The organism is Pseudomonas fluorescens (assembly GCF_002837185.1).
Lineage (GTDB): Bacteria > Pseudomonadota > Gammaproteobacteria > Pseudomonadales > Pseudomonadaceae > Aquipseudomonas > Aquipseudomonas fluorescens_AM.
Window position 1 is genome coordinate 9,277 of record NZ_KZ478031.1, and the last position, 23,790, is coordinate 33,066.

General features: G+C 64.1%; 7 protein-coding genes. 2 read left to right on the top strand and 5 right to left on the bottom strand.

The genetic code is table 11. The features are described 5' to 3' along the window. The 4 genes from CIB54_RS25610 to CIB54_RS25625 form a co-directional block, all read right to left on the bottom strand. Window positions 1–5,526, bottom strand: a 5,526-nt coding sequence (locus CIB54_RS25610) for a non-ribosomal peptide synthetase (RefSeq protein ID WP_157829755.1), incomplete at its 3' end; no start/stop codon positions are given. Beyond that, a complete protein-coding gene (locus CIB54_RS25615; protein ID WP_101221322.1) occupies window positions 5,523–18,461 on the bottom strand; it encodes a non-ribosomal peptide synthetase in 12,939 nt (4,312 codons plus the stop codon). The genes CIB54_RS25610 and CIB54_RS25615, both read right to left, overlap by 4 nt. Before the next feature lie 343 nt (window positions 18,462–18,804). Continuing rightward, window positions 18,805–19,197 (bottom strand): hypothetical protein, encoded by a 393-nt coding sequence (locus CIB54_RS25620; RefSeq protein ID WP_065953192.1) that lies wholly within the window; start codon window positions 19,195–19,197, stop codon window positions 18,805–18,807. Further along, on the bottom strand, window positions 19,194–20,600 hold the full coding sequence (locus CIB54_RS25625) for a PAAR domain-containing protein (protein WP_101221323.1): 1,407 nt from the start codon (window positions 20,598–20,600) through the stop codon (window positions 19,194–19,196). Before CIB54_RS25625 ends, CIB54_RS25620 begins: the two co-directional genes overlap by 4 nt. Window positions 20,601–21,153: 553 nt before the next feature. Here CIB54_RS25625 and CIB54_RS25630 point away from each other — a divergent pair. Together CIB54_RS25630 and tal are read left to right on the top strand one after the other, a co-directional pair. Continuing rightward, window positions 21,154–21,405, top strand: coding sequence for a DUF6124 family protein (locus CIB54_RS25630; protein ID WP_065895963.1), 252 nt, complete (start codon window positions 21,154–21,156; stop codon window positions 21,403–21,405). Between the two features lie 377 nt (window positions 21,406–21,782). After that, window positions 21,783–22,706: a transaldolase gene (gene tal, locus CIB54_RS25635; RefSeq protein ID WP_065953189.1), complete on the top strand. Its 924-nt coding sequence runs from the start codon at window positions 21,783–21,785 to the stop codon at window positions 22,704–22,706. A gap of 70 nt (window positions 22,707–22,776) precedes the next feature. Here tal and aqpZ read toward each other — a convergent pair whose 3' ends face one another. Further along, window positions 22,777–23,466 (bottom strand): aquaporin Z, encoded by a 690-nt coding sequence (gene aqpZ, locus CIB54_RS25640; RefSeq protein ID WP_101221324.1) that lies wholly within the window; start codon window positions 23,464–23,466, stop codon window positions 22,777–22,779. Between the last annotated feature and the right edge of the window lie 324 nt (window positions 23,467–23,790).

A 23,790-nucleotide genomic window follows, 5' to 3' on the forward strand; every position in this document is an offset into this window, starting at 1 on the left:
CGTCGGCAGGAAGCACACGTCCAGCGGTTGCGCGCACCACCAGGCGAGCAGCGCGTCGACATCCTCGACGCCGTCATGGGCCGGCGGCACGTGCAGGGTCGCGCCGACACACAGCGCCGGCCAGACCTCCCAGGCCATCGCATCGAACCCGAAGCCGGCGACACTGGCCGTATGGTCGCCGGCATGCAGATCAAAAGCACGACAGTGCCAGTCCACCAGGTTCACCACACTGTGGTGCTCCACCATCACACCTTTGGGCAAGCCGGTGGAGCCGGAGGTGTAAATCACATAGGCCAGATTGGACGGGCCGGCAGCGACTTCGGGATGGTGTGGCGTGGGGGTACGCCAACCATCGCCATCCAGCTCGATTACCGGCACGTCGAGGGCAGGCAGCCTTGGCAGCAGCGCGCGCTGGCTCAGCACTGCCACGGGGGCACAATCGCAGAGCAGATAGGCCAGGCGCTCGGCGGGATGCGCTGGATCGACCGGTACATAGCACGCGCCGGACTTGAGGATCCCCAGCAACCCGACCAGGGTATCGAGGCCGCGACGGGCGACGATGGCCACGCGGTCGTCGGGCTTGATGCCCAGGCCGCGCAGGTGATTTGCCAGATGGCTGGCGTGCCTGTCGAGTTCGGCATAGGTCAGGTGGCGCTCGCCGGCCTTGGCCGCAATGGCATTGGGCGTGCGCTCGGCCTGAGCGGCGACGAGCCCGTGCACGGTCTGCTCGACGTTGTTGGGCATCGATGTCGCATTGAAGTCCACCAGCACCCGCTGGCGCTCAAGTTCCTCCATCAGCGGCACATGGGCCAGCACCGCAAGGTCATCGGCGACCATGGCCTGCAACAGGCGGGTGAAATAGCCGACGTAGCGCTGCACCGTCGCCTCATCGAACAGCGCGACAGCGTATTGCAGCGCACCACGGATCCTGCCTTGGTCTTCACCCAGGTCCAGGGTCAGCTCAAACTTGGCAAACAGGCTCTCTTGAGCAACGCCTTCAATCACCAGATCGCCCAACGTCAGGGTGGGCGCGCTGGCGTCCTGCCAGGCCAGCAGTGTCTGAAACAGCGGCGTGTGGGCCAGGCTGCGCACCGGCTGGGTAATCTCCACCACCTGTTCGAACGGCAGATCCTGATGGGACTGGGCCGCCAGCGACACCGCCTTGACCCGCGCCAGCAGCACTTCGGTGCTCGGTTCACCCGAGGTATCGATGCGCAGGGCCAGGGTATTGACGAACAGGCCGATCAGCCCTTCCACTTCACTGCGCGTCCGGTTTGCCACCGGCGAGCCAATCACCAGGTCATGCTGGCCGGACAACCGTGCCAGCAGCGCTGCCCAGGCGCTCAACAGGGTCATGTAAAGCGTGACGCCATGGCGTTGACTCAACGCTTTCAGCGCGGCTGTCAGGTGCTCGTCCACATGCACCTCGACGCTGCTGCCGGCATAGTCTTGCTGCGCCGGACGTGGACGATCAGTGGGCAGCGTGAGCAAGGCCGGCGCATCCGCCAGCACGTGCTGCCAGTAATCGCTCTGGCGGTGCAGCACTTCACCGCTGAGCCACAAACGTTGCCAAATGGCGAAATCACCGTACTGGATGGTCAACGGCGGCAGCGGGTCGGGCTGGCCGTGGATGAACGCCTGGTACAGCGCCATCAGTTCGCGGGTCAGCACGCCCATGGACCAGCCGTCGGAGACAATGTGGTGCAACGTCAGCAGCAGCACATGATGATCGTCGGCCATCATCACCAGGTGCCCACGCAGCAGCGGGCCGCGCTCCAGGTCAAACGTGTCCGAGGCCTCGTGGCGTATCAGTGCTTCAAGGGCCTGTTGCGGCTCGGGATGACCGCGCAGGTCCAGCGACTGCAGCGGCATGGCATCGTCGGCGGGCACGGTCAGCACCTGGGTGTCATCGCCCACCTGGACAAAACGGCTGCGCAGGGTGTGATGGCGCCTGACGATGCAGGCCAACGCCTCTTGCAGCGCCTGCACGTGCAATTGCCCACGCAGGGCCAGGCCTATGGGGATGTTGTAGGCACTGTTGCCCCCGTCCATGTTGGCCAGAAACCACAGGCGCTGCTGGGCGAACGACAGCGGCACATCCTCGCCACGATTGGCCGGCAGAATATCCGGCAAGGTGCTGCGACCTGCCTGGGCCAGCACGTGAGCGACGGCCGCCAGTTCGGCGTTGGCGAACAAGTCGCCCAGCACCAGCTCCACCCCCAGGCGCTGGCGCACCTGGGACACCATGCGCATGGCCAGCAGCGAATGCCCGCCCAGCTCGAAGAAGTGATCGCGCCGCCCGACCCGCTCCACTTGCAACACATCAGCCCAGATCTGCGCGAGCACGCTTTCAATCTCGCCCAGCGGTGCCTCGTATTCACGGCTGAATACCGCAGCCATATCCGGCGCCGGCAGCGCCTGGCGGTCGAGCTTGCCGTTGGCGGTCAAGGGCAGCGTGTCGAGTTTCATGAAAGCGGCCGGCACCATGTAGTCCGGCAGATGGGCCACCAAATGCGCACGTATATCAGCGACGGCCAGCGCATCGAGTTGCGGATTTTCGGTGAAATACGCCACCAGCCGCTCTTCACGCACCAGCACCACTGCCTCCAGGATGCCCGGCAGTTGGTTGAGCCGGGTCTCGATTTCGCCCAGTTCGATGCGCATGCCACGGATCTTCACTTGGTCATCGTTGCGTCCCAGGTACTCGAGGTTGCCGTCGGGCAACCAGCGCGCCAGGTCGCCGGTACGGTACATGCGCCCGCTGCTGAACGGGTCGCGCAGGAAACGCTCGGCGCTCAGCTCCGGGCGGTTGAGGTAGCCGCGCGCCACGCCCTTGCCACCCACATACAGTTCGCCCGCCACGCCCAAAGGCACCGGGCGCAGTTGTTCGTCCAGCAGGTAGACCCTGGCATTGGCGATAGGCTTGCCGATATGCAACGGCTGGCCCGCCTCGATCTTGCCGGCGGTGGCGACCACCGTGGCTTCGGTGGGGCCATAGTTGTTGATCAGCTCGAAGCGCTGTGCACGCCCGAACCGGCGCAGGCGATCACCGCCGATCAGCAGTGTGCGCAGGGTCGGGTGTTCGATGTTCTGGCTGAAGGCGTACTCGGCCACCGGTGTCGGCAGGAAGCACACGTCCAGCGGTTGCGCGCACCACCAGGCGAGCAGCGCGTCGACATCCTCGGCACCGTCGCGGGCCGGCGGCAGGTGCAGGGTGGCGCCCGCGCACAGCGCCGGCCACACTTCCCAGGCCATCGCATCAAAGCCGAAGCCGGCCACACTGGCGGTATGCCGCCCGGCGCGCAGGTCGAAGGTGCTGCAATGCCAATCCACCAGATTGGCCACGGTGTGATGCTCCACCATCACCCCTTTGGGCAGGCCGGTGGAGCCGGAGGTGTAAATCACATAGGCCAGGTTCGACGGGGTCATGGCCACGTCGGGATTGCTCGCCGAGTGGTGGTGCCAGGTGTAGCGGTCCAGGTTGATCACCGGCACGTCCAGCTCCGGCAGGCGCTCGAGCAACGCGTGCTGGGTCAGCACGGCCACCGGGGCGCTGTCGCTGAGCAGGTAGCTCAGGCGCTCGGCCGGGTGGGATGGGTCTACCGGCACATAACAGGCGCCGGCCTTGAGGATCGCCAGCAACCCGGCCAGGGTGTCCAGGCCACGGCGCGCGACGATGGCCACGCGGTCATCGGGCTTGACCCCCAGCGCCAGCAAATGATGGGCCAGCAGGTTGGCTTGCTGATTGAGTTCGGCGTAGCTCAACGTACGGTCCAGGCACACCGCCGCGATGGCATCCGGGGTCAGCGCGGCCTGGGCCTCGATGCGCGCGTGCAAGGTGCTGCCCTGGGGGAACACCGCCTGGGTTGCGTTGAACTGCTCGAGCAGCAGGCGTTGCTCGGCCAGCGGCACCACCGGCAGTTGGTTGAGCGCGGTGTGCGGGGCCTGCTCCAGGGCGCTCACCAGGTTTTCCAGTGCGGTTTGCAGGTAGGCGCAGACGCGGTGCGGGTCGACCTGGGTGCAGGCGAGCAAACGCAAGATGAAGCTATCGCCCAGGTCATCCACGCTCAGCGTCAGCGGGTAGTTGGTACGCTCCTGCGAGCTCAACATTTCGATGCCGTTCCATGCCGCCACCGCCTCGGCCTGATTGCCGGAACCACTGTGCCGGTAATTGAGCAACGCACTGAACAGTGGCGTGGGCGCAGTCACTCCACTGCAGCGCTGCGCCAACGCCAAAGGGGCATGCTCATGGCGCAGCAACGTCGTCAGCCGTGCATGGGTGTCCCTGATGCCGGTGCGCACATCCGCATGACCGACGTCCACACGAAACGGCAACGTATTGATGAAAATCCCCAGCGCTCTGTCGGTCTGCTGACCGCCCTGCATGCGCCCCATCAACACCGTACCGAACACCACGCTTTGCTTGCCTGCCAACACACTCAGCACCTGGGCCCAGGCCATATGGAACACGCTCGCCGCGCTTACGCCCAGATGGCGTGCCTGCTCGCGTACACGTTGATTGAGCGCTGCCGACAGCGGCAGGTCCGCTTCGACGATATCGCGGCCGTCGCCCTGCACATCCTGCAGACCGAAAGGCAAGGTCGGCTCGCAGATATCGCTGAGCATCTGACGGAAAAACGCCTCGTGCTCCTGCTCGCTGACGCCCAGTCGCGCCTGCGCCACGTAATTGCGAAACGGGATGGGCTGGCCCAATTGTTCGCCACGGCCTTGCAACAGCGCCTGCAGTTCATGGCGCACCACGTCCAGCGCGCTGTGGTCCAGGGCCATATGATGAAACAGCAGCATTGCCACCACGCGCTGGCCGGGTTCGTCCCAGGTGCGCACCAGGCGCAACATCGGCGCCTGGGTCACGTCCAGGCGGTAATGGCGAACATCGAACAGCTGGCGCAACTGCTCTGCGATATCGCCCTCAGCCGGATCCAGCTCAAGGGCTTGCACCGGTAACCGGGCCTGGCGCCAGACCACTTGCGAGGGCTGTTCGAGGCTTTCCCAAACCACCCCGGTACGCAGGATATCGTGCCGATCCACGACGCTCTGCAAGGCGTTGGCAAACTGCTCGAAGCGCGCCAGGCTGTCGAAGGCGAACTGCGACTGCATGATGTACGGGTCACCCTGCTCCGTGCTCGCGTGGTGGTAGAGGATGCCTTCCTGCAACGGCGCCAGCGGGTAGATGTCCTGGATATTCGCCACGCCGCCCTCGACGGTGGCGACGATGCGGTTGATCTCATCCTGGCTCAGTGTGGACAGCGTCAACATGGCCGGGGTGATGCGCTCGGCGCCCGGGGCGATGCCGTTGGCCGGTACTTGCACCTCACCGGCTTTGCCGGCCGAGTATTCACCCGCCTTGATCCGTTCCATCAGGGCCGGCTTGTGTTCGCGCAACGCAGCGAGGATCGCCGGGTCGCTCAAGGCTTGCTTGTTGCCTTGTACGGACAGTTGCTCGCCTTTGAGCGCCAGTTGCACATCCTTCGTTTTCAGGGTTGCCAGCAATTGTTGGATGTTCACAGGACGATCTCCATTCGTTCGGTCATTGCGGCGTAGCCGGCCAGGGTCGGTTGCTCGAACAGCCCTCGCACATCGGCTTCCATGCCTTCCTGGCGCAAGCGCCCGATCAAGCTCACGGCGAGCAGCGAATGCCCGCCCAGTTCAAAGAAATTGTCATGGCGCCCTACTCGCTCCACCTTCAGCAGCTCGGCCCAGAGTCGGGCCAGCAGTATTTCGCAGTCGCCTTCGGGCGCTTCGTACTCACGCACACTCAACGACGCCGTGCCCGGGGCCGGCAACGCCTTGCGGTCGAGCTTGCCATTAGGGCTCAGGGGCAGCGCGTCGAGGTGCATGAACAACGCGGGCACCATGAAGTCCGGCAGGTGCTGCAAGAGCTGGCTGCGCAGGGCGTCGATGGCGGTGGCCGCGCCGGTGTAGTAGGCGACCAGGCGATCTTCGCAGGCCACGACCACGGCATCTTTCACCGCTGGATGCTCGATCAGTCGCGCCTGGATTTCCCCCAGTTCGATGCGCAGGCCGCGAATTTTCACCTGGTCATCGTTGCGACCCAGGTACTCGAGATTGCCGTCCGGCAGGTAGCGGCCAAGGTCGCCCGTGCGGTACATCCGACCCGCGCTGAACGGGTCCTCAAGGAAGCGTTCGGCGGTCAGTTGCGCACGGTTGAGATACCCCCGCGCCACCTGCACGCCACCGATGAACAGCTCACCGACCACCCCCAGCGGCACCGGCTGCAATTGGGCGTCCAGAACGTACATGCGTGTGTTGGCAATCGGTTTGCCGATCGGCGTGTTGTCCGGCACGTCGCTGCGTGCGCAGTTCCATGCGGTCACATCCACTGCGGCTTCGGTCGGGCCATACAGGTTGTACAACCCGATGCCCGGCAGTTGCTGCTTGAAGCGTCGCACCAGGCTGCCCGGCAGCGCTTCACCGCTGCAGATCACGCGCAACAGCCCGGCGGCCTGGCTGACATCGCCATGGGCCAGGAATACGTCGAGCATCGACGGCACAAAGTGCAGCGTGGTGATGCGCTGCGCCTCAATCACTTCACACAGATACGCCGGGTCCTTGTGGCCGCCCGGACGTGCCATGACCAGGCGGGCGCCGGTCATCAGCGGCCAGAAGAACTCCCACACCGACACGTCGAAGCTGAAGGGTGTTTTTTGCAACACCGCATCCTGCGCGTTGAGGCCGTACGCGTCCTGCATCCACAGCAGGCGGTTGACCACCCCGGCATGTTCATTAATGACCCCCTTGGGTTGGCCGGTGGAGCCGGAGGTGTAGATCACATAAGCCTGATGCCGGGCAGTAAGCTCCGGCACGCTGGGATTGGTGCTCGGCTGGTGCTGCCAGGTGTCGCAGTCCAGATCAAGGGTGGGTATCTCACCCAGCAAGTCGCGGGTTGCGCCGTGGGCCAGCACCACCACCGGTGCGCTGTCGTGCAGCATGTAGGCGAGGCGCTCGTGGGGATAGGCCGGGTCAAGCGGGACATAACCGCCGCCGGCCTTGAGGATGGCGAACAAGCCGATGACCATGTCCAGGCCACGCTCCAGGCACACCCCAACCCGTGACTCGGGCCGTACGCCCAGTTCACGCAGGTGATGGGCCAGACGGTTGGCCCGCTCGTTGAGTTGCCGATAGCTCAGGCGTTGATCCCCCGCTTTCACGGCCTCGGCATCCGGCGTGCGTAAGACCTGCGCCTCGAACAAGCCGTGCAAGGTCTGGTCAAGGTTGTAATCGACTGCGGTCGCGTTGAAGCCGTGCAAGAGTCTTTCGCGCTCCTGCTGCCCCAGGATCGACACGCGGCTGATCGGCAGGTGCGGCGCCTGTTCCAGCGCCTCGACCAGCCCAAGCAAAGCCGTCTGCATATAACCGCAGACGCGTTGCGCTCCAATGTGCGCGGGGGTCATGACGGTCAGGCGGAAACCATCGCGCTGGTCATCGACGTTCAAGGTCAAGGGGTAATTGGTGCGTTCTTCACTGGCCAGGGTGTGAATCCCTTGCCATGCCTGCGACACCGTCGCCTCCTGGCTGGCGCTGTGGCGGTAATTGAGCACTGCACTGAACAACGGCAGCGGCGCGGCGACGCCACTGCAACGCTGGGCCAGAGCCAGGGAGGCATGTTCATGGCCGAGCAGTGCCGTCAGGCGCTCATGGGTGTGCTTGACGGCGGCGCGCACACCGGTGCCATCAATATCCACGCGCAACGGCAAGGTGTTGATGAACATCCCCAGTGCACGGTCGCTGCCTTTGCCCCCCTGCATACGGCCAAGCAGTACCGTGCCGAAGACCACGCGGTGCTGGCTGCTGGTGCTGGCCAGCACCCGGGCCCACGCCAGATGAAACAGACTGGCGGCGCTGACACCCGAGAGGCGGGCCTGCGCCCTCAGACGCTGGCTGAAGGCCGGGGCCAGGCTCTGCTGCACCTCTTCGATTGCACTGCCGTCACCTTGGACGTCCTGCAAGCCGAACGGGAGCGTCGGCTCGTCGATGTCTCCCAGCATCTGGCCAAAGAACGCTTCATGTTCGTGCTCTTCGACGCCCAGGCGCGCCTGAGCCACATAGTTGCGGTAAGGAATGGCTGCTTCAGCGATACGGGGTTGCCCGAGCAAACTGGCTTGCATCTCCTGACGTACGCTGTCGAGTGCCGTGTGATCAAGGGCAATATGGTGGAACAGCAAAATCGCAACGACCCGCTGCTGACCGGGGTCCTCGGCATACACCAGGCGGATCAGCGGCGCCTGGGACATCGGCAGCCGGTAATGGCGCGGGTCGAAACGCTGGTGCAACTGCTCGATGACGTTGCCTTGCAGCGATACGCATTGCACGGCCAGTTCAGCCTTGCGCCACACCACTTGCAGCGGTTGCACCAGGCCCTCCCAGACCACTGCGGTGCGCAGGATATCGTGGCGATCGATCACCTGCTGCAGCGCCTGGGCAAAGGCGTCCAGGCGCTCAAGGCTGTCAAACGCCAGGTGCGATTGCAGCAGGTACGGGTCGCCCTGCTCGGCGCTGATGTGATGGTAGAAAATGCCTTCCTGCAACGGCGCCAGCGGATAGATATCCTGCACATTGGCGGCGCCGCCGGGAACTTGGTCGATCACTTGGTCGAGCGTCGACTGCTCCAGCGTCACCAGCGACAGCATGTCCGCAGTGATGCGTTGGCAGCCGTCAGGAATACGGTTGGCCGGCACCTGCACTTCGCGGCCACTGCCCACGGCGGCGGCCAGCGCGGCCAGGGTCGGCTGGCTGAACAGCACGCGCACATCGGCGCTCAGGCCGACCTGGCGCATGCGTTCGATCAGGCTGACGGCCAGCAACGAATGCCCGCCCAGTTCGAAAAAGTGGTCATGGCGCCCCACCTGCGCCACCTGCAGCACCTCGGCCCAGATCCGCGCCAGGCGGGTTTCCACTTCGCCCTGGGGCGCTTCGTAGTCACGGGTCAGCAACGCGGCTTGATCGGGGGCCGGCAGGGCCTTGCGGTCGAGCTTGCCGTTGGCGGTCAGGGGCAAGGCCGCAAGTTTCACGTAGGCCACCGGCACCAGCGCCTCGGGCAGTTGCGCCTGCAGTTGCGCGCGCAGCGTTTCGATCGACAGCGGCTGGCGTTCGGTGAACCAGGCGATCAAGCGGCCTTCGCGGACCAGCACCACGGCTTCCGCCACACCGTCGAGCGCGGCCAGGCGGGCTTCGATTTCGCCCAGTTCAACCCGCACCCCGCGCAATTTGACCTGGTCATCGTTACGCCCCAGATATTCCAGGTTGCCATCGGGCAGCCAGCGCACCAGGTCGCCGGTGCGGTACATGCGCCCGGGGTTGAACGGGTCTTGCAGGAAGCGCTCGGCGGTCAGGTCCGGACGATTCAGGTAACCGCGCGCCACGCCGCGGCCACCGACATACAGTTCACCGGCCACGCCCACCGGCACCGGGCGCAGGTGGGCATCCAGCACGTAGCTGGTGGCATTGGCGATGGGCCGGCCGATATGCAAAGGCTGCCCGGCACGTACGCGGCCGGAGGTGGCGACCACCGTGGCTTCGGTGGGGCCGTAGTTATTGATCAGGGCAAACCGTCGTTCCTGGCTGAACTGGCGCAGGCGGTCGCCGCCGATCAGCAGCATGCGCAAGGTCGGGTGTTGCAGGTTCAGGCTGAAGGCGTACTCGGCCACCGGGGTGGGCAGGAAACTCACGTCCAGCGGCTGCGCCAGCCACCAGGCCAACAGTTCGTCAATGTTTTCATTGCCCACCTCGGCGGGTGGCAGGTGCAGGGTCGCGCCCACGCACAGCGCCGGCCAGACTTCCCAGGCCAGCGCATCGAAACCGAAACCGGCGACGCTGCTGGTATGGCTGGCAGCCCCCAGGCCAAAGGCCTCGCAATGCCAGTGCACGAGGTTTTCCACGTGGTGATGTTCCACCATCACGCCCTTGGGCTGGCCGGTAGAACCGGAGGTGTAGATCACGTAGGCCAGGTGCGCCGGGGTCAGTGCGCCGAGTTGCGGATTGCTCACAGGGTATTGCTGCAAGCCGGGGTCGTGCAGGTCGACACTGGCGACGCCACCGAGCAGGTCGCGGGTGCAGGCTTGCGAGAGCACCGCCACCGGTGCACTGTCCTGCAACAGATAGGCGATCCGCTCGGCGGGGTACGCCGGGTCGATCGGCACATAGCCCGCGCCGGCCTTGAGAATGCCGAGCAGGCCCACCAGCATCTGCGGGCCGCGACGGCAGCAGATCGCCACGCGATCATCCGGCTGCACGCCAAGCTCCAGCAGGTGATGCGCCAGCTGGTTGGCGCGTTGGTTGAGCTGTCGATAGGTCAACGCCAAACCGTCTTGCATCACCGCGATGGCCTCGGGCTGACGCTCGGCCTGGACTTCAACGGCGCCGTGCAAGGTGTGCCCGCGTGGGAAGTCATGGGCGGTGGCGTTGAATTCGCGCAACAGCGTGTCGCGTTCCGCCGTCGGCAGAATCGGCAGATGGTACAAGCGGGTGTCCGGCGCGTTCTCCAGGGCGTCCACCAACTGCGCCACGGCGTTGTGCATGTAGTCGCACAGGCGCTGGGCGCCGATCTGCGGCAACGCCAGCACGGCCAGCGCGAAGCCTTCGCCCAGGTCATCCACGCTCAGGGTCAGCGGATAGTTGCTGCGCTCTTCGCCGCCGAGCAGCTGTACGCCCTCCCAGATCCCGTGACCGTCGCGGGCCATTTCGCCGGGGCTGCTGTGGCGGTAATTGAGCAAGGCGCTGAACAGCGGCGTGGCCGTCGCCACCCCACTGCAACGCTGAGCCAGGGCCAGCGAGGCATGCTCATGCCCGAGCAAGGCGCTCAGGCGTGCATGGGTGGCCTTGACCGCGTCGGCAGCAGCGGCCGCCACATCGACCCGCAGCGGCAAGGTATTGATGAACATGCCCAGGGCGCGGTCCGCCCCGTCGCCGGCCTGCATGCGGCCCATCAGGACGGTGCCGAACACCACGTCGTCACGCCCGGACACCAGCCCCAGCACCTGCGCCCAGGCCAGGTGCATCAGGCTCGCGGCGCTGACGCCCAAGTGGCGCGCCTGTTCGCGCACCCGCTGCGCCAGCTCGGCCGGCAGCTGCCGTTCGGCTTCTTCGATGGTGCGGCCGTCGCCCTGCACATCGTGCAAACCGAACGGCAGCGTCGGCTCGTCGACATCGGCGAGCATGCCGCGGAAGAACTCCTCATGCTCGGCCACGCTGACCCCCAGGCGCGCCTGGGCCACGTAGTTGCGAAACGGCGCGGCCTCGGGCAAGTCGTCCGCCTGCCCCAGCATGAAGGCACGCATCTCCTGGCCCACCACTTCCATGGCGGTATGGTCCAGGGCCAGGTGGTGGAACAGCAGGATCGCCGCGACACGCCGGTTGGCCGGGTCCTGGGCGTAGACCATGCGCAGCAGCGGCGCCTGGGTGATGTCCAGCCGGTAGTGCCGCGCATCGAAGCGTGCATGCAGTTGTTCGATGATGCCGCCGTCGGCCGGGTCCAGGCTGACGGCCTGCACCACCAGCTGCGCCTGGCGCCACACCACTTGCACCGGGCTGTCCAGGCCTTCCCAGACCACCCCGGTGCGCAGGATGTCGTGGCGGGCCACCACCTGTTGCAGCGCGCCCATGAAAGCATGCAAGCGCTCGAGACTGTCGAACGCCATGCGCGATTGCAGCAGGTACGGGTCGCCCTGTTCGGCGCTGATATGGTGATAGAGGATGCCTTCCTGCAACGGCGCCAGCGGGTAGATATCCTGCACGTTCGCCGCACCGCCCGGCACGTTGGCCACGATGCGTTCGATGGCAGCCGCGTCCAGTTGCACCAGGCTGAGCATCGACGGGGTGATGTGCGTGCAGCCTGCCGGGATGCCATTGGCCGGCACCACGATTTCACGCCCGCTGCCCACCGCCGCCGCCAACGCCGCGAGGCTGGGCTGGCTGAACAGCACGCGCACATCGGCGCTCAGGCCGACGCGGCGCATGCGCTCGATCAGGCTGACCGCCAGCAACGAATGCCCGCCCAGTTCGAAGAAATGATCATGCCGGCCGACGCGCTCGAGCTTGAGCACGTCCTGCCAGATCTGCGCCAGCAGGGTTTCCACCTCGCCCTGGGGGGCCTCGTAGGCACGGCTGAGCAGCGCTTGCGGATCCGGCGCGGGCAAGGCCTTGCGGTCGAGCTTGCCGTTGTTGGTCAAGGGCAGACTGGCCAGCGGCATATAGGCCGAGGGCAGCATGTAGTCCGGCAGCAGGCCTTGCAGGTGCGCGTGCACTTCGTCGATGCCCAGCGCGGCGTCGGTCCAGGTGAAATAGGCCACCAGGCGCTTGTCCCCCGGTACGTCTTCCCTGGCGAGCACCGCTACGTCGCGGATGCCGGGGCAGCTCGCCAGGCGCGCCTCGATCTCACCCAGTTCGATACGAAAACCACGGATTTTCACTTGGTCGTCATTGCGTCCAAGGCACTCGAGCAAGCCGTCGACCGACCAGCGTCCCAGGTCGCCTGTGCGGTACATCAAGGCGTGGGGCTGTTCGGAAAATGGATCGTGGACGAATTTTTCGGCACTCAGGTCCGGGCGGTTCAAATAGCCCTTGGCCACGCCATCGCCGCCAATGCAGATTTCGCCGGTGATGCCCAGTGGCACTGGCTGCAACTGCGCGTCCAGTACATAGATCTGGGTGTTGGAAATAGGCCGACCCACCGGCACGCTTTCTACGTCATCGGCAAGCGCGCGCACTTCGTAGGTGGTGGCGTAGGTGGTGGTTTCGGTCGGGCCATAGCAGTGCACCAGGCGCAATGCCGGGGCCTGGGCCAGCAGGCTGCGGAAGGCGGCTGGGTCGGCGCGTTCGCCGCCGCATAGCAGAATGCGCAGGCCGGCCAGTGCGTCAGGGATCAGTTGTACATACTGGTTGAACAGCGCAGTGGTGACGAACAGCACCGTAGCGCCCGCAAGCTCGGCGCTGAACGCCTGCGGGTCGAGCACGGTGGCGTGGTCGATCACCTGCACCTGGCCACCGTTGAGCAACGCGCCCCATACGTCCATGGTGCTCGCGTCAAACGCCGGGTTCGACGCAAAGGCCACGCGGTCCAGGGCATTGAAGTCGGCGTAGCCGTTATTGATTACCAGCCGGGTAATGCCGCGCTGGGGCACCAGTACGCCTTTGGGCGTGCCCGTGGAGCCGGAGGTGTACATGATGTAGGCCACGCTGTCGGCGGACTGTTCGCGCTCGGGATTGTCGGCCGGCAGCCCGTCCAGGTTCAGCCCGGCCAGATCGTCCAGCACCAGGCGGGCGCCGCTGTCCTGCACCATGAACGCCTGGCGGTCGGCCGGCGCGTTGACGTCCAGCGGCACGTACACCGCCGCGCACTTGAGCACGGCCAGTTGGCTGATCACCAGGTCGATGCTGCGCGGCAGCGCCAGGGCCACCGGCTCGCCGGGTTGCACGCCCTGGCTGATCAGGCAGTGAGCCAGGCGATTGGCGCGGCGGTTGAGGTCGCGGTAACTCAGGGACAGTTTGCCCTGCACCACCGCTACTGCTTCAGGCCGTGCCAGCGCCTGGGCTTCGAACAGCTGGGCGACGCTCAGATGCGCCGGGTAATCGCGGCGAGTGGCGTTGAACTCCACCAGCAGTTGCTGGCGCTCTGCCGGCGGTACGATCGACAGTGCCTGCAGCGCGGTGGTCGGCGCCTGTTGCAGGGCCGTCACCAGCTGGCGTAGCGCGGTGAGCATGTAGTCCGCCACGCGCTGCACGTCCAGCGTGGCGACGCCCTGCACAGTGAGGGCCAAGCCTGCGCCCAGGTCATCGACGTTGAGTACCAGCGGGTAGTTGCTGCGCTCTTCGGAACTGAGTACCTGGATGCCGGACGCGGCGAAGGGGCTGTCACCCGGTGCTTCATCCGGGGCGCTGTGGCGATAGTTGAGCAAGGTACTGAACAACGGCAACGACGCCGGCACGCCACTGCAACGCTGGGCCAGGGACAACGAGGCATGCTCGTGCCCGAGCAATTGCGCCAGGCGTGCGTGGGTGGCGCGCACACCGGCCTGCACGCCCGTGGCGCCAAGGCTGACCCGCAATGGCAAGGTGTTGATGAACATCCCCAGCGCCCGATCGGCGCCCTCGCCGCCCTGCATGCGCCCCAGCAACACGGTGCCGAACACCACGTCGCGCTGGCCGGACACCTGACTCAGCACCTGCGCCCAGGCCAGGTGCACCAGGCTCGCGGTACTTACGCCCAACTGCCGCGCCTGTTCGCGCAGGGCCAGGCTCAGCCCCGGATCCAGCGCCAGATGCGCTTCAACAATGCCGCTGCCGTCGCCATTCACATCCTGCAAGCCGAAGGCCAGGGTTGGCTCGTCGATATCGCCAAGCATCTCGCTGAAGAAGGCTTCGTGCTGCGCCTGACTCACACCGAGGCGGGCCTGGGCCACGTAGTTGCGGTACTGCACCGCGTCTGGCAATTGCGCGCTGCTGCCGGACAGGCTGGCGCTCATCTCTTGCACCAGTACTTGCAGGGCGGTGTGGTCGAGCAGGATGTGGTGCAACAGCAGGATGCCGACCAGGCGGTCCGGTTCCTCGCTGTACGCCAGGCGCATCAGCGACGCGCGTGACAGGTCCAGGCGATAGTGACGGGGGTCGAAGCGTTGTTGCAGAGACGCCAGGGCATCGTCGCCCGTGGCCTCGACCCGCTCGACCGCCAGCGGTGCCTGGCGCAGCACCACCTGCACCGGTTCATCCAGGCCTTCCCAGAGAATCGCGGTGCGCAGGATGTCATTGCGCTCGATCACGCTGTGCAGCGCCTGGACAAACCCGTCCAGCGCCGTCTGGTCATCAAAGCTGAACTGCACCTGCAACACGTAGGGGTCGCCCTCTGCGGTTGCCAGGTGATGGTAGAGAATCCCGGCCTGCAACGGCGCCAGGCCATAGATGTCCTGCACATTGGCAATGCCGCCGGGTACCGCCTGGAGGATGTGGGCGATGGCGGCCTGGTCGAGGTCGACCAGGGGCAGCATGTCCGGTGTAATGGCCGCGCTGTGTTCTTCAATGAGGTTGGCCGGCACCTGCACTTCAGGGTGCCCGCCGACCGCCGCCGCCAGTGCCGCCAATGTCGGCTGGCCGAACAGCACGCGCACATCGGCGCTCAAGTCCACCTGGCGCATGCGCTCGATCAGCTTGACCGCCAACAGCGAGTGGCCGCCGAGCTCGAAGAAATTATCCTCGCGCCCCACGCGGTCGACCTTGAGCAAGTCCTGCCAGAGCGCGGCGATGGTGGCTTCCACCGCGCCCTGCGGCGGCGCATAACCGCGCCGGGCCAATGCGTCGGCATCGGGTGCGGGCAACGCTTTGCGGTCGAGTTTGCCGTTGGTGGTCAGCGGGAACCGCTCCAGCAGCACAAAGGCTGCGGGCACCATGTAATCGGCCAGGTTCAGCAGCAGATGGTCGCGCAAGGCGGCCGCACTGGGCGCACCGTCCGCAATCACGTAGGCCACCAGGCGTTTGTCGCCGGGGGTGTCTTCCCGGGCAATCACCACGGCGTCGCGCACGCCGTCGGCGGTGGCCAGGTGGGCCTGGATTTCACCCAGTTCGATACGGAAACCGCGGATCTTTACCTGGTCGTCGTTGCGCCCCAGGTACTCGACGCTGCCGTCGGCTGACAAGCGGCCAAGGTCGCCGGTCTTGTACATGCGCAGGCCGGTGGCCGGGTCGTGCAGGAAGCGTTCGGCGTTGAGCGCGTCACGGTTCAGATAACCGCGCGCCACCCCCGCGCCGCCCACATACAACTCACCGACCACACCGAACGGCAGCGGCTCGCGCTGTGCGTCAAGGACGTACAACTGCAAGTCCGGAATGCGCACGCCAATCGGGCTCACGCCGACCAACTGCGCATCGGCCGCTTCCAGCGCGCGGTACGTCACGTGCACAGTGGTTTCGGTGATGCCGTACATGTTCACCAGTTGCGTACCGGCATTCACCGCCCGTGCATACCAGGGCTTGAGCATGCCCGGCTCCAGCGCCTCGCCGCCGAAAATCACCTGGCGCAATGAATGCGCCCGGTCGCTGTTGCCTTGCGCCGCGATCAACTGGCGGAACGCACTCGGCGTCTGGTTGAGGATGCTGACCGAGGCTTCGCAGAGCAGCGCGTAGCACTCATCCGGTGAACGGCTGACCAGTTGCGGCACGATCAGCAACTGGCCGCCGTGCATCAGCGCGCCCCAGATTTCCCACACGGAAAAATCGAACGCAAAGGAATGAAACAGCGCCCACACGTCGTGCTGATTGAAGCCGAACCAGTGCTGGGTGGCGCTGAACAGGCGCGCCACCTGGTGGTGTTCGATCATCACGCCCTTGGGCTGGCCGGTGGAGCCGGAGGTGTAGATCACATAGGCCAGGTTGGCCGGGCTCAGGTGCAGGCGCGGATTGACCGTGGCCTGCTGGTGCAGGGCGTCGAGGTCGATCTGCGCCAGGTTGCCGACGAGGTGCCGGGTGTCGGCCTGCACCAGCACCGCCACCGGCGTGCTGTCGCCCAGGGTGTAGGCGATGCGTTCCTGCGGGTACGCCGGGTCGATCGGTACATAACCGGCACCGGCCTTGAGGATGCCGAGCAGGCCGATGATCATCTGCGGGCCGCGCTCCACGCAGATCGCCACGCGCGCGTCGGGGCGCACGCCCTGGGCCAGCAGCGCATGGGCGACCTGGTTGGCACGTTCGTTGAGTTCACGGTAGGTCAGGCTGCGCCGTTCGAAGCGCACGGCAATCGCGTCAGGGCGCGCGGCGGCGTGGGCTTCGACTTGCTGGTGGATCAGGGCGGTGTCGGCGTAGTGCGCGGGGCTTTGGTTGACAGAGCCTTGGTTCAGGCGGTGCAGCAGGGTGTGGCGTTCGGAGTCGGGCAGGATGTTCAGGCCGCTGAGCGGCATATCCGGTCGTTGCTCAAGGGCATCGGCCAGGCTTTCAAGGGCCGTGTGCAGGTAGCCGGCGACGCGGTGCGCGCTGATGGACGCATCGACCATCACCGTCAGCGCAAAGTCTTCACCCAGGTCATCGACATTGACCGTCAGCGGGTAGTTGGTGCGCTCTTGGGCGCCGAGCACCTGGATGCCTTCGGCCACCTCGATCACCGCGTGCATGTCGCTGGCGGCGCTGTGACGGTAATTGAGCATCGCACTGAACAGCGGTGCCGGCGCCGCCACCCCGCTGCAACGCTGGGCCAGTGCCAGGGAGGCATGCTCGTGCTCAAGCAAGGTGGTGAGGCGCTCGTGAGTGGCTTTAATCGCGGCGCGCACGCCTTGCGCACCGACATCCACGCGCAGCGGCAAGGTATTGATGAACATGCCCAAGGCGCGCTCACCGCCCTCGCCCGCCCCCATGCGGCCGAGCATCACCGTGCCGAACACCACCGCTTCGCGACCGGACACCACCCCCAGCACGCGCGCCAGCGCCAGGTGCATCAGGCTTGCCACACCGACGCCCAACGGACGCGCCAGGCTGCGCAGGCGCAGGCTGAGGGTGTGATCAACCGGCAGGCGCGCTTCGTCGATGCCCAGGCCATCGCCCTGCACGTCCTGCAGGCCGAAGGGTAACGTCGGTGCGTCGATGTCGGCGAGCATGTCGCGGAAGAAGGCTTCGTGAGCCTGCTCGCTCACACCCTGACGCACCTGGGCGATATAGCTGCGAAACGCTACCGGCGGCGCGGCCTGCGCCTGCTTGCCGGCGAGGTACAGCTGGATTTCCCCGCGCACGCCGTCAAGGGCGGTGTGATCGAGGATGGTGTGGTGAAACAGCAGCATCGCCACCACGCGCTCGTTGGCCGGGTCGTCGGCGAACACCAGGCGCAGCAACGGCGCCTGGCCCAGGTCCATGCGATAGGTGCGCGCATCGTAGCGTGCGAGCAGTTGGGCCAGGCGGTCGGCGCCGTCAAGATGCGCTTCTTCACAGGCCAGGGTTGCGTTGCGCCACACCACTTGCAACGGCTCGTCGAGGCGCTCCCAGGCCATCGACGTGCGCAAAATGTCGTGGCGATCGATGACCCATTGCAACGCCTGGGCGAAGTTGTGCAGACGTGCGCGGCTGTCGAACACGAACTGCGCGTGCAGCACGTAGGGGTCGCCCTGCTGTGCGCGAAGATGGTGGTAGAGCATGCCTTCCTGGAGCGGCGCCAGGGGGTAGATATCCTGCACATTCGCCGCTCCGCCGGGGATCGCCGCGACGATGCGGTCGATGGCCGGTTGGTCGAGCGTGACCAGTGGCAGCATGTCCGGGGTGATGCGATAGGCCGGGCTCGACCAGTCGCCGCCATGCGCCGCGACCCACTCAAGCAGTTGGGGTTTGTGCGCGATCAGTTGGTCCCACAGCGCGTCATCCAGCGCGTCGTCATCGCCAAGGACAATCAGGTCGCCCTCTTCCATTTGCAGACGGATTGCATGGGTGGAAATCGCTGCCAGTAATTCGCTGAACTGCATGGGGAAACCTGCCTGATAAGTCACGGTTGAAGAGAATGTCCGTATTCAGTTTTGCCGCTTGAATCGGCTGCTCTGCGCCCTGAAAAAACAACGGGCGCAGCCGGGGGCCTGGAGAGGCTTCCGGCAGGCTTGGAAAATTAAGGGATTTGCGGGGTGGGGAGTGACATGGGAAGCGGGGACAAGGGAAGTGGGGAATGGTTCCGGGGGGAGGTTGGTTTAGGGCAAAGACCGCTCGTGGTGACCTCAGGGCCAGTGCGGTTCGTAAGCAAATTTCCGTCCTTTATGGGGACGCAATCGCACGTGATTTTTGCTGATGTCGGGCCTCGGGTGAGGCCCAGTTGAGCTACCTGAACTCCAAAGCAATGGCTACAGCTGCCATCCAAATCATGGCGGTAAAGATCATCGTCGTAACGATTGTGAGATACCGTTTTAGATAGGGTGGAAAGTTTTTAAAGTCGACAGGGTCCAAGTCGCCTACGCGAATATGGGATTTTGGCAACAAGATCATTCCAGCGATTTTTGACATTTCCAAAAGAGACCAAATCAAACCTCGCTTCCCGAGGCTGTCTCCCCAAAGGTAGATATAACGGCTGTTTTTCAAAGCCTCCTTGATGGCGTCCAAGTGACGGTGGGTGAGGTAAAGGCTGAATGCGAGGCCAGTAAATCCAAGCAGGAGCGGGCCGCCAGCGACGATCCAGAAAGCCAGCCAGGATTTCCAAAACTCTTCCGTCGTCATGGCAAACTTTTCTCATACAAAATCTCTCCGCCCATTTCGCCACCTTTACCACCGATAGTCGTACCCACCCATGCGCCGGTCCCAACCAAAGCCGCGACACAGACAACACCTCCGATACCTGTCGTAACACCAAGTCCAAGGCAGACCGCACTACCGGCAATGCCACCTGCCCATCCGCCAAATGCACCGCCACCAACAGAACCGGTGAACTTTCCACCCTCTGTGAACTTGATCTTTTCGCAAGCCGCCTCGGAATCGTTATTGCAAACCTGTTGTATCGCCAACGAGGAGGATACGCCACCAAGGCCAATTCCAATGTAACCACCCGCCGTCATGTATCTGAGTGCGCGGCTGGTTGCTTCTACATGAGCGGCATACCCCGGAATCTGCCCTGGCCCACCTGCCTTGTCCCAGTGATGCACCAAACTTCGACTGGATATTCCAAGGGCCGTTTTCAACTTGGGGTGATCGCCCAGGGTTGTTTGGCCGCGTAACCGAGTTGAGTTAAGTAAATGGGCATCCAGCTGGCTCATAAGACGCTGACGATCAGCAAAAAACTGCGGTGATCTAAGATGCCCATACTGTCGATAGTTTTGCTGATGCAGCCGTTCCATGGCCTGGAGCGTGTCGCGCAGATTACTCAGGTGCTTCTCCATCATCACCGCGCTGACGCCCAGCCAGGTTGAGGTGTGGCTGATGAAACCGGCAATCTCGGCACCATGGCGATACAGAAAGTCGGCCTCGCCCGGCGTCAGGGAATGCAGGGAAGCATCGACCTGCTGAGCGGCCTGCATCAATTGCGCTTCCTGATAGGTGCAGGAGGTGTTATTCGGATCGCTGAGCACGATCATCGAACCGGCTTTGACGTTGCCTGTGTTGGGGTTCAGCGTTTGAAATTTACGCATCACGGCCGGATCGAGATCTGGAAAAAGAGTCGCCTCCAAAACCTCGCGGCTGATGCTTTTGGGCACGATATAAAAACCTGGGTCCTGGCCGGATAGACCGTTAAATGCAGGCGGGACTGAACGGCTTGGTGTTGCATAAGCGCCTTGAGAGGGCGCTGATCCGTTGGTAGCTGCTCGGACCGGCACAGCTGCCTCTCTGGCGGAATTCGTAGCGCTGCTATCTTTCCCATATTGAGCTGACAACACCGAAGGAATCAGCTCGGCTTTACAGGGACAATCGCTGTAACTATCCAGCGTACCGGCCATCAGCCGGCCATGGCTGTTCATGAAGGAAATGCCACCGAAGATCTTATAAGTTTGCCCATCCTTGCCACAGGTGACGCGGTCACCTTCGCACGCGTGGAGAAGGCCATGGATGTTGATTCTTCTATCTCCATCCAGCACTTCCCCGCCGCAGGTGGTCTTGTCACCCAGGCCAATGAAATAACCTACGCTCATTGTTTTTTCCTTTGTCCATGAAGTTTTTTGTCCGAATTTCCCTGCTCGTCTCGATAAGAAACCTGATGCATGACGCATTTCAATCGAGGTAAAGGAGAACGAGGAAGTCAGTGGCAAGCCAAACTTTGGAGAGGGATTTACTTAGGGTAAAGTCGGACGATTCCGAGGTTTTCGTCGTAAACATCTGATAGATCGCTGACGGCCCAGTCAGTAATCATTTCCCTTATCTGCATCGCCTGCTCGACATGCATTGTTAAAGGCCAGCAAGCCATATCCCTTTAATTTGCAGGACGTTTCCTAGGCAATCCTTCGGCCTTGCGCCTGCTCAATGCACTGGCTAGCCCTCGCTTCGTCGCTGCATATCAGCGACGGGTGTGAGATCCCGTGTATGAGCAGGCGCCATGCGCTACAACCGTCTATGGCGGCTATGTGCGGGCAGACTTCGGTCTGGCCGGGTCCTGCTTTCCGGTATCTCACCCCGCACATAGCTGCCACCTTTTGACGTGTGAGATCGGCAAGAGAATGGCTTCCAATCCAGGCAGGAGCTTCACGCATGAGCAAAATCGTCCCCGATCCACCCTATCCGGTGTTCGTTGCCCACGAAGACCTGAGTTTCGAAGACGCCATCGCCAACATTTCCTCGCTGCTACGCTGCGCCGCCACCACGGCCACCGAAACCGCCGAAGGCCTCAAAGGCACCCGACGCGACATGGCCTGTTCCACCGCCCACTTGATCGACATGGCCCGCACCCTTGCCGACCGCGCACTGGATTGCCTGCAACCCGGCCCCGCCAGCACCCCATAACCCATGTGGGAGGGGGCTTGCCCCCGATGCGGTGGGTCAGCCAATCAATCCGTATCTGACCCACCGTCATCGGGGGCAAGCCCCCTCCCACATTGGCCTGTGTCGCCTGATCTTGATCGACATGGCCCGCACCCTTGCCGACCGCGCCGCGCACTGGATTGCCTGCAACCCGGCCCCGCCAGCACCCCATAACCCATGTGGGAGGGGGCTTGCTCCCGATGCGGCGGGTCACCAATTAATCTGTATCTGACTCACCGTCATCGGGGGGCTTGCCCCCTCCCACATTTGGCCTGTGTCGCCTGTCTGAATGCATCGATTACTGCTCGGGAAGTGGTACAACAGGGGTTTGCGCCAACCCTTATCGGAGGCCTGCACGCATGACGTCCAAACTCGAACAACTCAAGCAATTCACCACCGTGGTCTGCGACACCGGCGACCTGGAAGCCATCAGCCGTCTGCGCCCGGTGGATGCCACCACCAACCCCTCGTTGCTGCTCAAGGCCTCGGCCATCGAGCATTACGGCGACATCCTGCGCAGCGCACTCGACCTGTCCAAAGGCGACCTGGGCCTGGCCTGCGATCAGTTTTCCGTGGCGGTGGGCTGCGGCATTCTCAAGGTGATTCCGGGACGTATCTCCACCGAGGTCGATGCACGGTTGTCCTTCGATGAGGACGCGCTGTGGGCCAAAGCCAATCAGTTGATCGCCCTCTATGACCAGGCCGGCGTCGGTCGCGACCGCGTGCTGATCAAATTGGCGTCCACCTGGGAGGGTATCCGCACCGCCGAACGCCTGGAAAAAGCCGGCATCCAGACCAATCTGACGCTGCTGTTCTCCTTCGCCCAGGCCCAGGCCTGCGCCGATGCCGGTGTGTTTCTGATTTCACCGTTCGTAGGCCGCATTTACGACTGGTACCGCAAGCACACCGGCCTGGACTACACCGGCGCGGACGACCCGGGCGTGCAGTCGGTGACGCGTATCTACAACTACTACAAGGCCAACAGGATCGACACCGTGGTGATGGGCGCAAGCTTTCGCACGCTGAGCCAGATCGAGCAATTGGCCGGCTGCGATCGCCTGACCGTGAGCCCGGAACTGCTGCAAAAGCTCGATGAGGATAGCGGCCCACTGCAACGCAAGCTGGCGCCAGGCGCCGACGGTGAAGCACGTCAGCGGTTGACTGAAGCGCAATTTCGCTGGGCTTCCAATGAGGATGCAATGGCCACCGAAAAGCTGGCCGAAGGGATTCGCCAGTTTGCCAGGGATCAGGAGAAACTCGAGGCCGTGCTGGCTGCGCTGTGAAACAGCAAGACCGGACGCGGTCAAAAAGTGCAGGAGGGAGCACGCCCCTCCTGCATTTGGCCCGCCAGCATCAGTTTTCCGGGCGATCATCCAACGCACGCCCTGCCAACGCCCCCATCACCCCACCGGCGATTGGCGCCAGCCAGAACAACCAGAGCTGTGACAGGTATTGCCCTTCGGCAAACAACGCCGGCCCGGTGCTCCGCGCGGGGTTGACCGACGTATTGCTCACCGGAATCAGCACCAGGTGAATCAGGGTCAGCGCCAGGCCGATGGCGATAGGCGCAAAACCGGCCACCGCGCCCGGGGCGGTGACGCGCATGATGATCAACACAAAGAAGAACGTGGCAATCAGCTCGGCCAGGGCTGCGGACTTCATGTCGAAGTGGCCGGGACTCAACGGACCATAGCCGTTGGCGGCAAAACCGGGCTGGCCGTTGGCGATCAAGTACAGTGCCGCGGCAGCCACAATGGCCCCACTCACCTGCGCCGCGATGTAAGGCAGCACATCCGCACCGCACACACGGCGCCCGGCCCACAGACCAATGGTCACCGCCGGGTTGAAATGCCCGCCGGAAATACCGCCCACGGCATAGGCCATGGTCAATACCGTCAGACCAAACGCCAGCGACACCCCTGCAAAGCCAATGCCCAACTGTGGAAATGCCGCCGCCAGAATGGCACTGCCATACCCGCAGAAGGTCAGCCAGAAAGTCCCCAGAAGTTCTGCGATCAAACGCTTTTGCACAATCGACTCCATTGCTGTTCACGTGCCGTCACCACAGGAGGTGGGCGGTCCCGCGAGACGGTAGCAATGGGCATTGATGGATCCTGTAGGAATTGTCCGGTTTTAGTCAGGCGCCGGATCAGCAATGTCCGGCGGCTGCTTGTGCCACCGGGGACAAACTATCCAAATCTGCAGCGGCCAACGCCAACCCGCTAACCACGATGCGCAGCGAGTCGCTCTTGATCTTGATCTTGATCTGGCTTTAGATCTTAAGCGCCCCGTTAAACCACGCTGGCCGAACGCAGGCTTGAATCCGTGGGTAACCCGGCAGGACGCCGGGTTAGCCGCACTGGGCCA

Excerpts from the sequence above, each read along its gene's own strand:
- CIB54_RS25615 (WP_101221322.1), bottom strand. The coding sequence starts at position 18,461 with ATGCAGTTCAGCGAATTACTGGCAGCGATTTCCACCCATGCAATCCGT.
- CIB54_RS25620 (WP_065953192.1), bottom strand. The coding sequence starts at position 19,197 with ATGACGACGGAAGAGTTTTGGAAATCCTGGCTGGCTTTCTGGATCGTC.
- CIB54_RS25625 (WP_101221323.1), bottom strand. The coding sequence starts at position 20,600 with ATGAGCGTAGGTTATTTCATTGGCCTGGGTGACAAGACCACCTGCGGC.
- CIB54_RS25630 (WP_065895963.1), top strand. The coding sequence starts at position 21,154 with ATGAGCAAAATCGTCCCCGATCCACCCTATCCGGTGTTCGTTGCCCAC.
- tal (WP_065953189.1), top strand. The coding sequence starts at position 21,783 with ATGACGTCCAAACTCGAACAACTCAAGCAATTCACCACCGTGGTCTGC.
- aqpZ (WP_101221324.1), bottom strand. The coding sequence starts at position 23,466 with ATGGAGTCGATTGTGCAAAAGCGTTTGATCGCAGAACTTCTGGGGACT.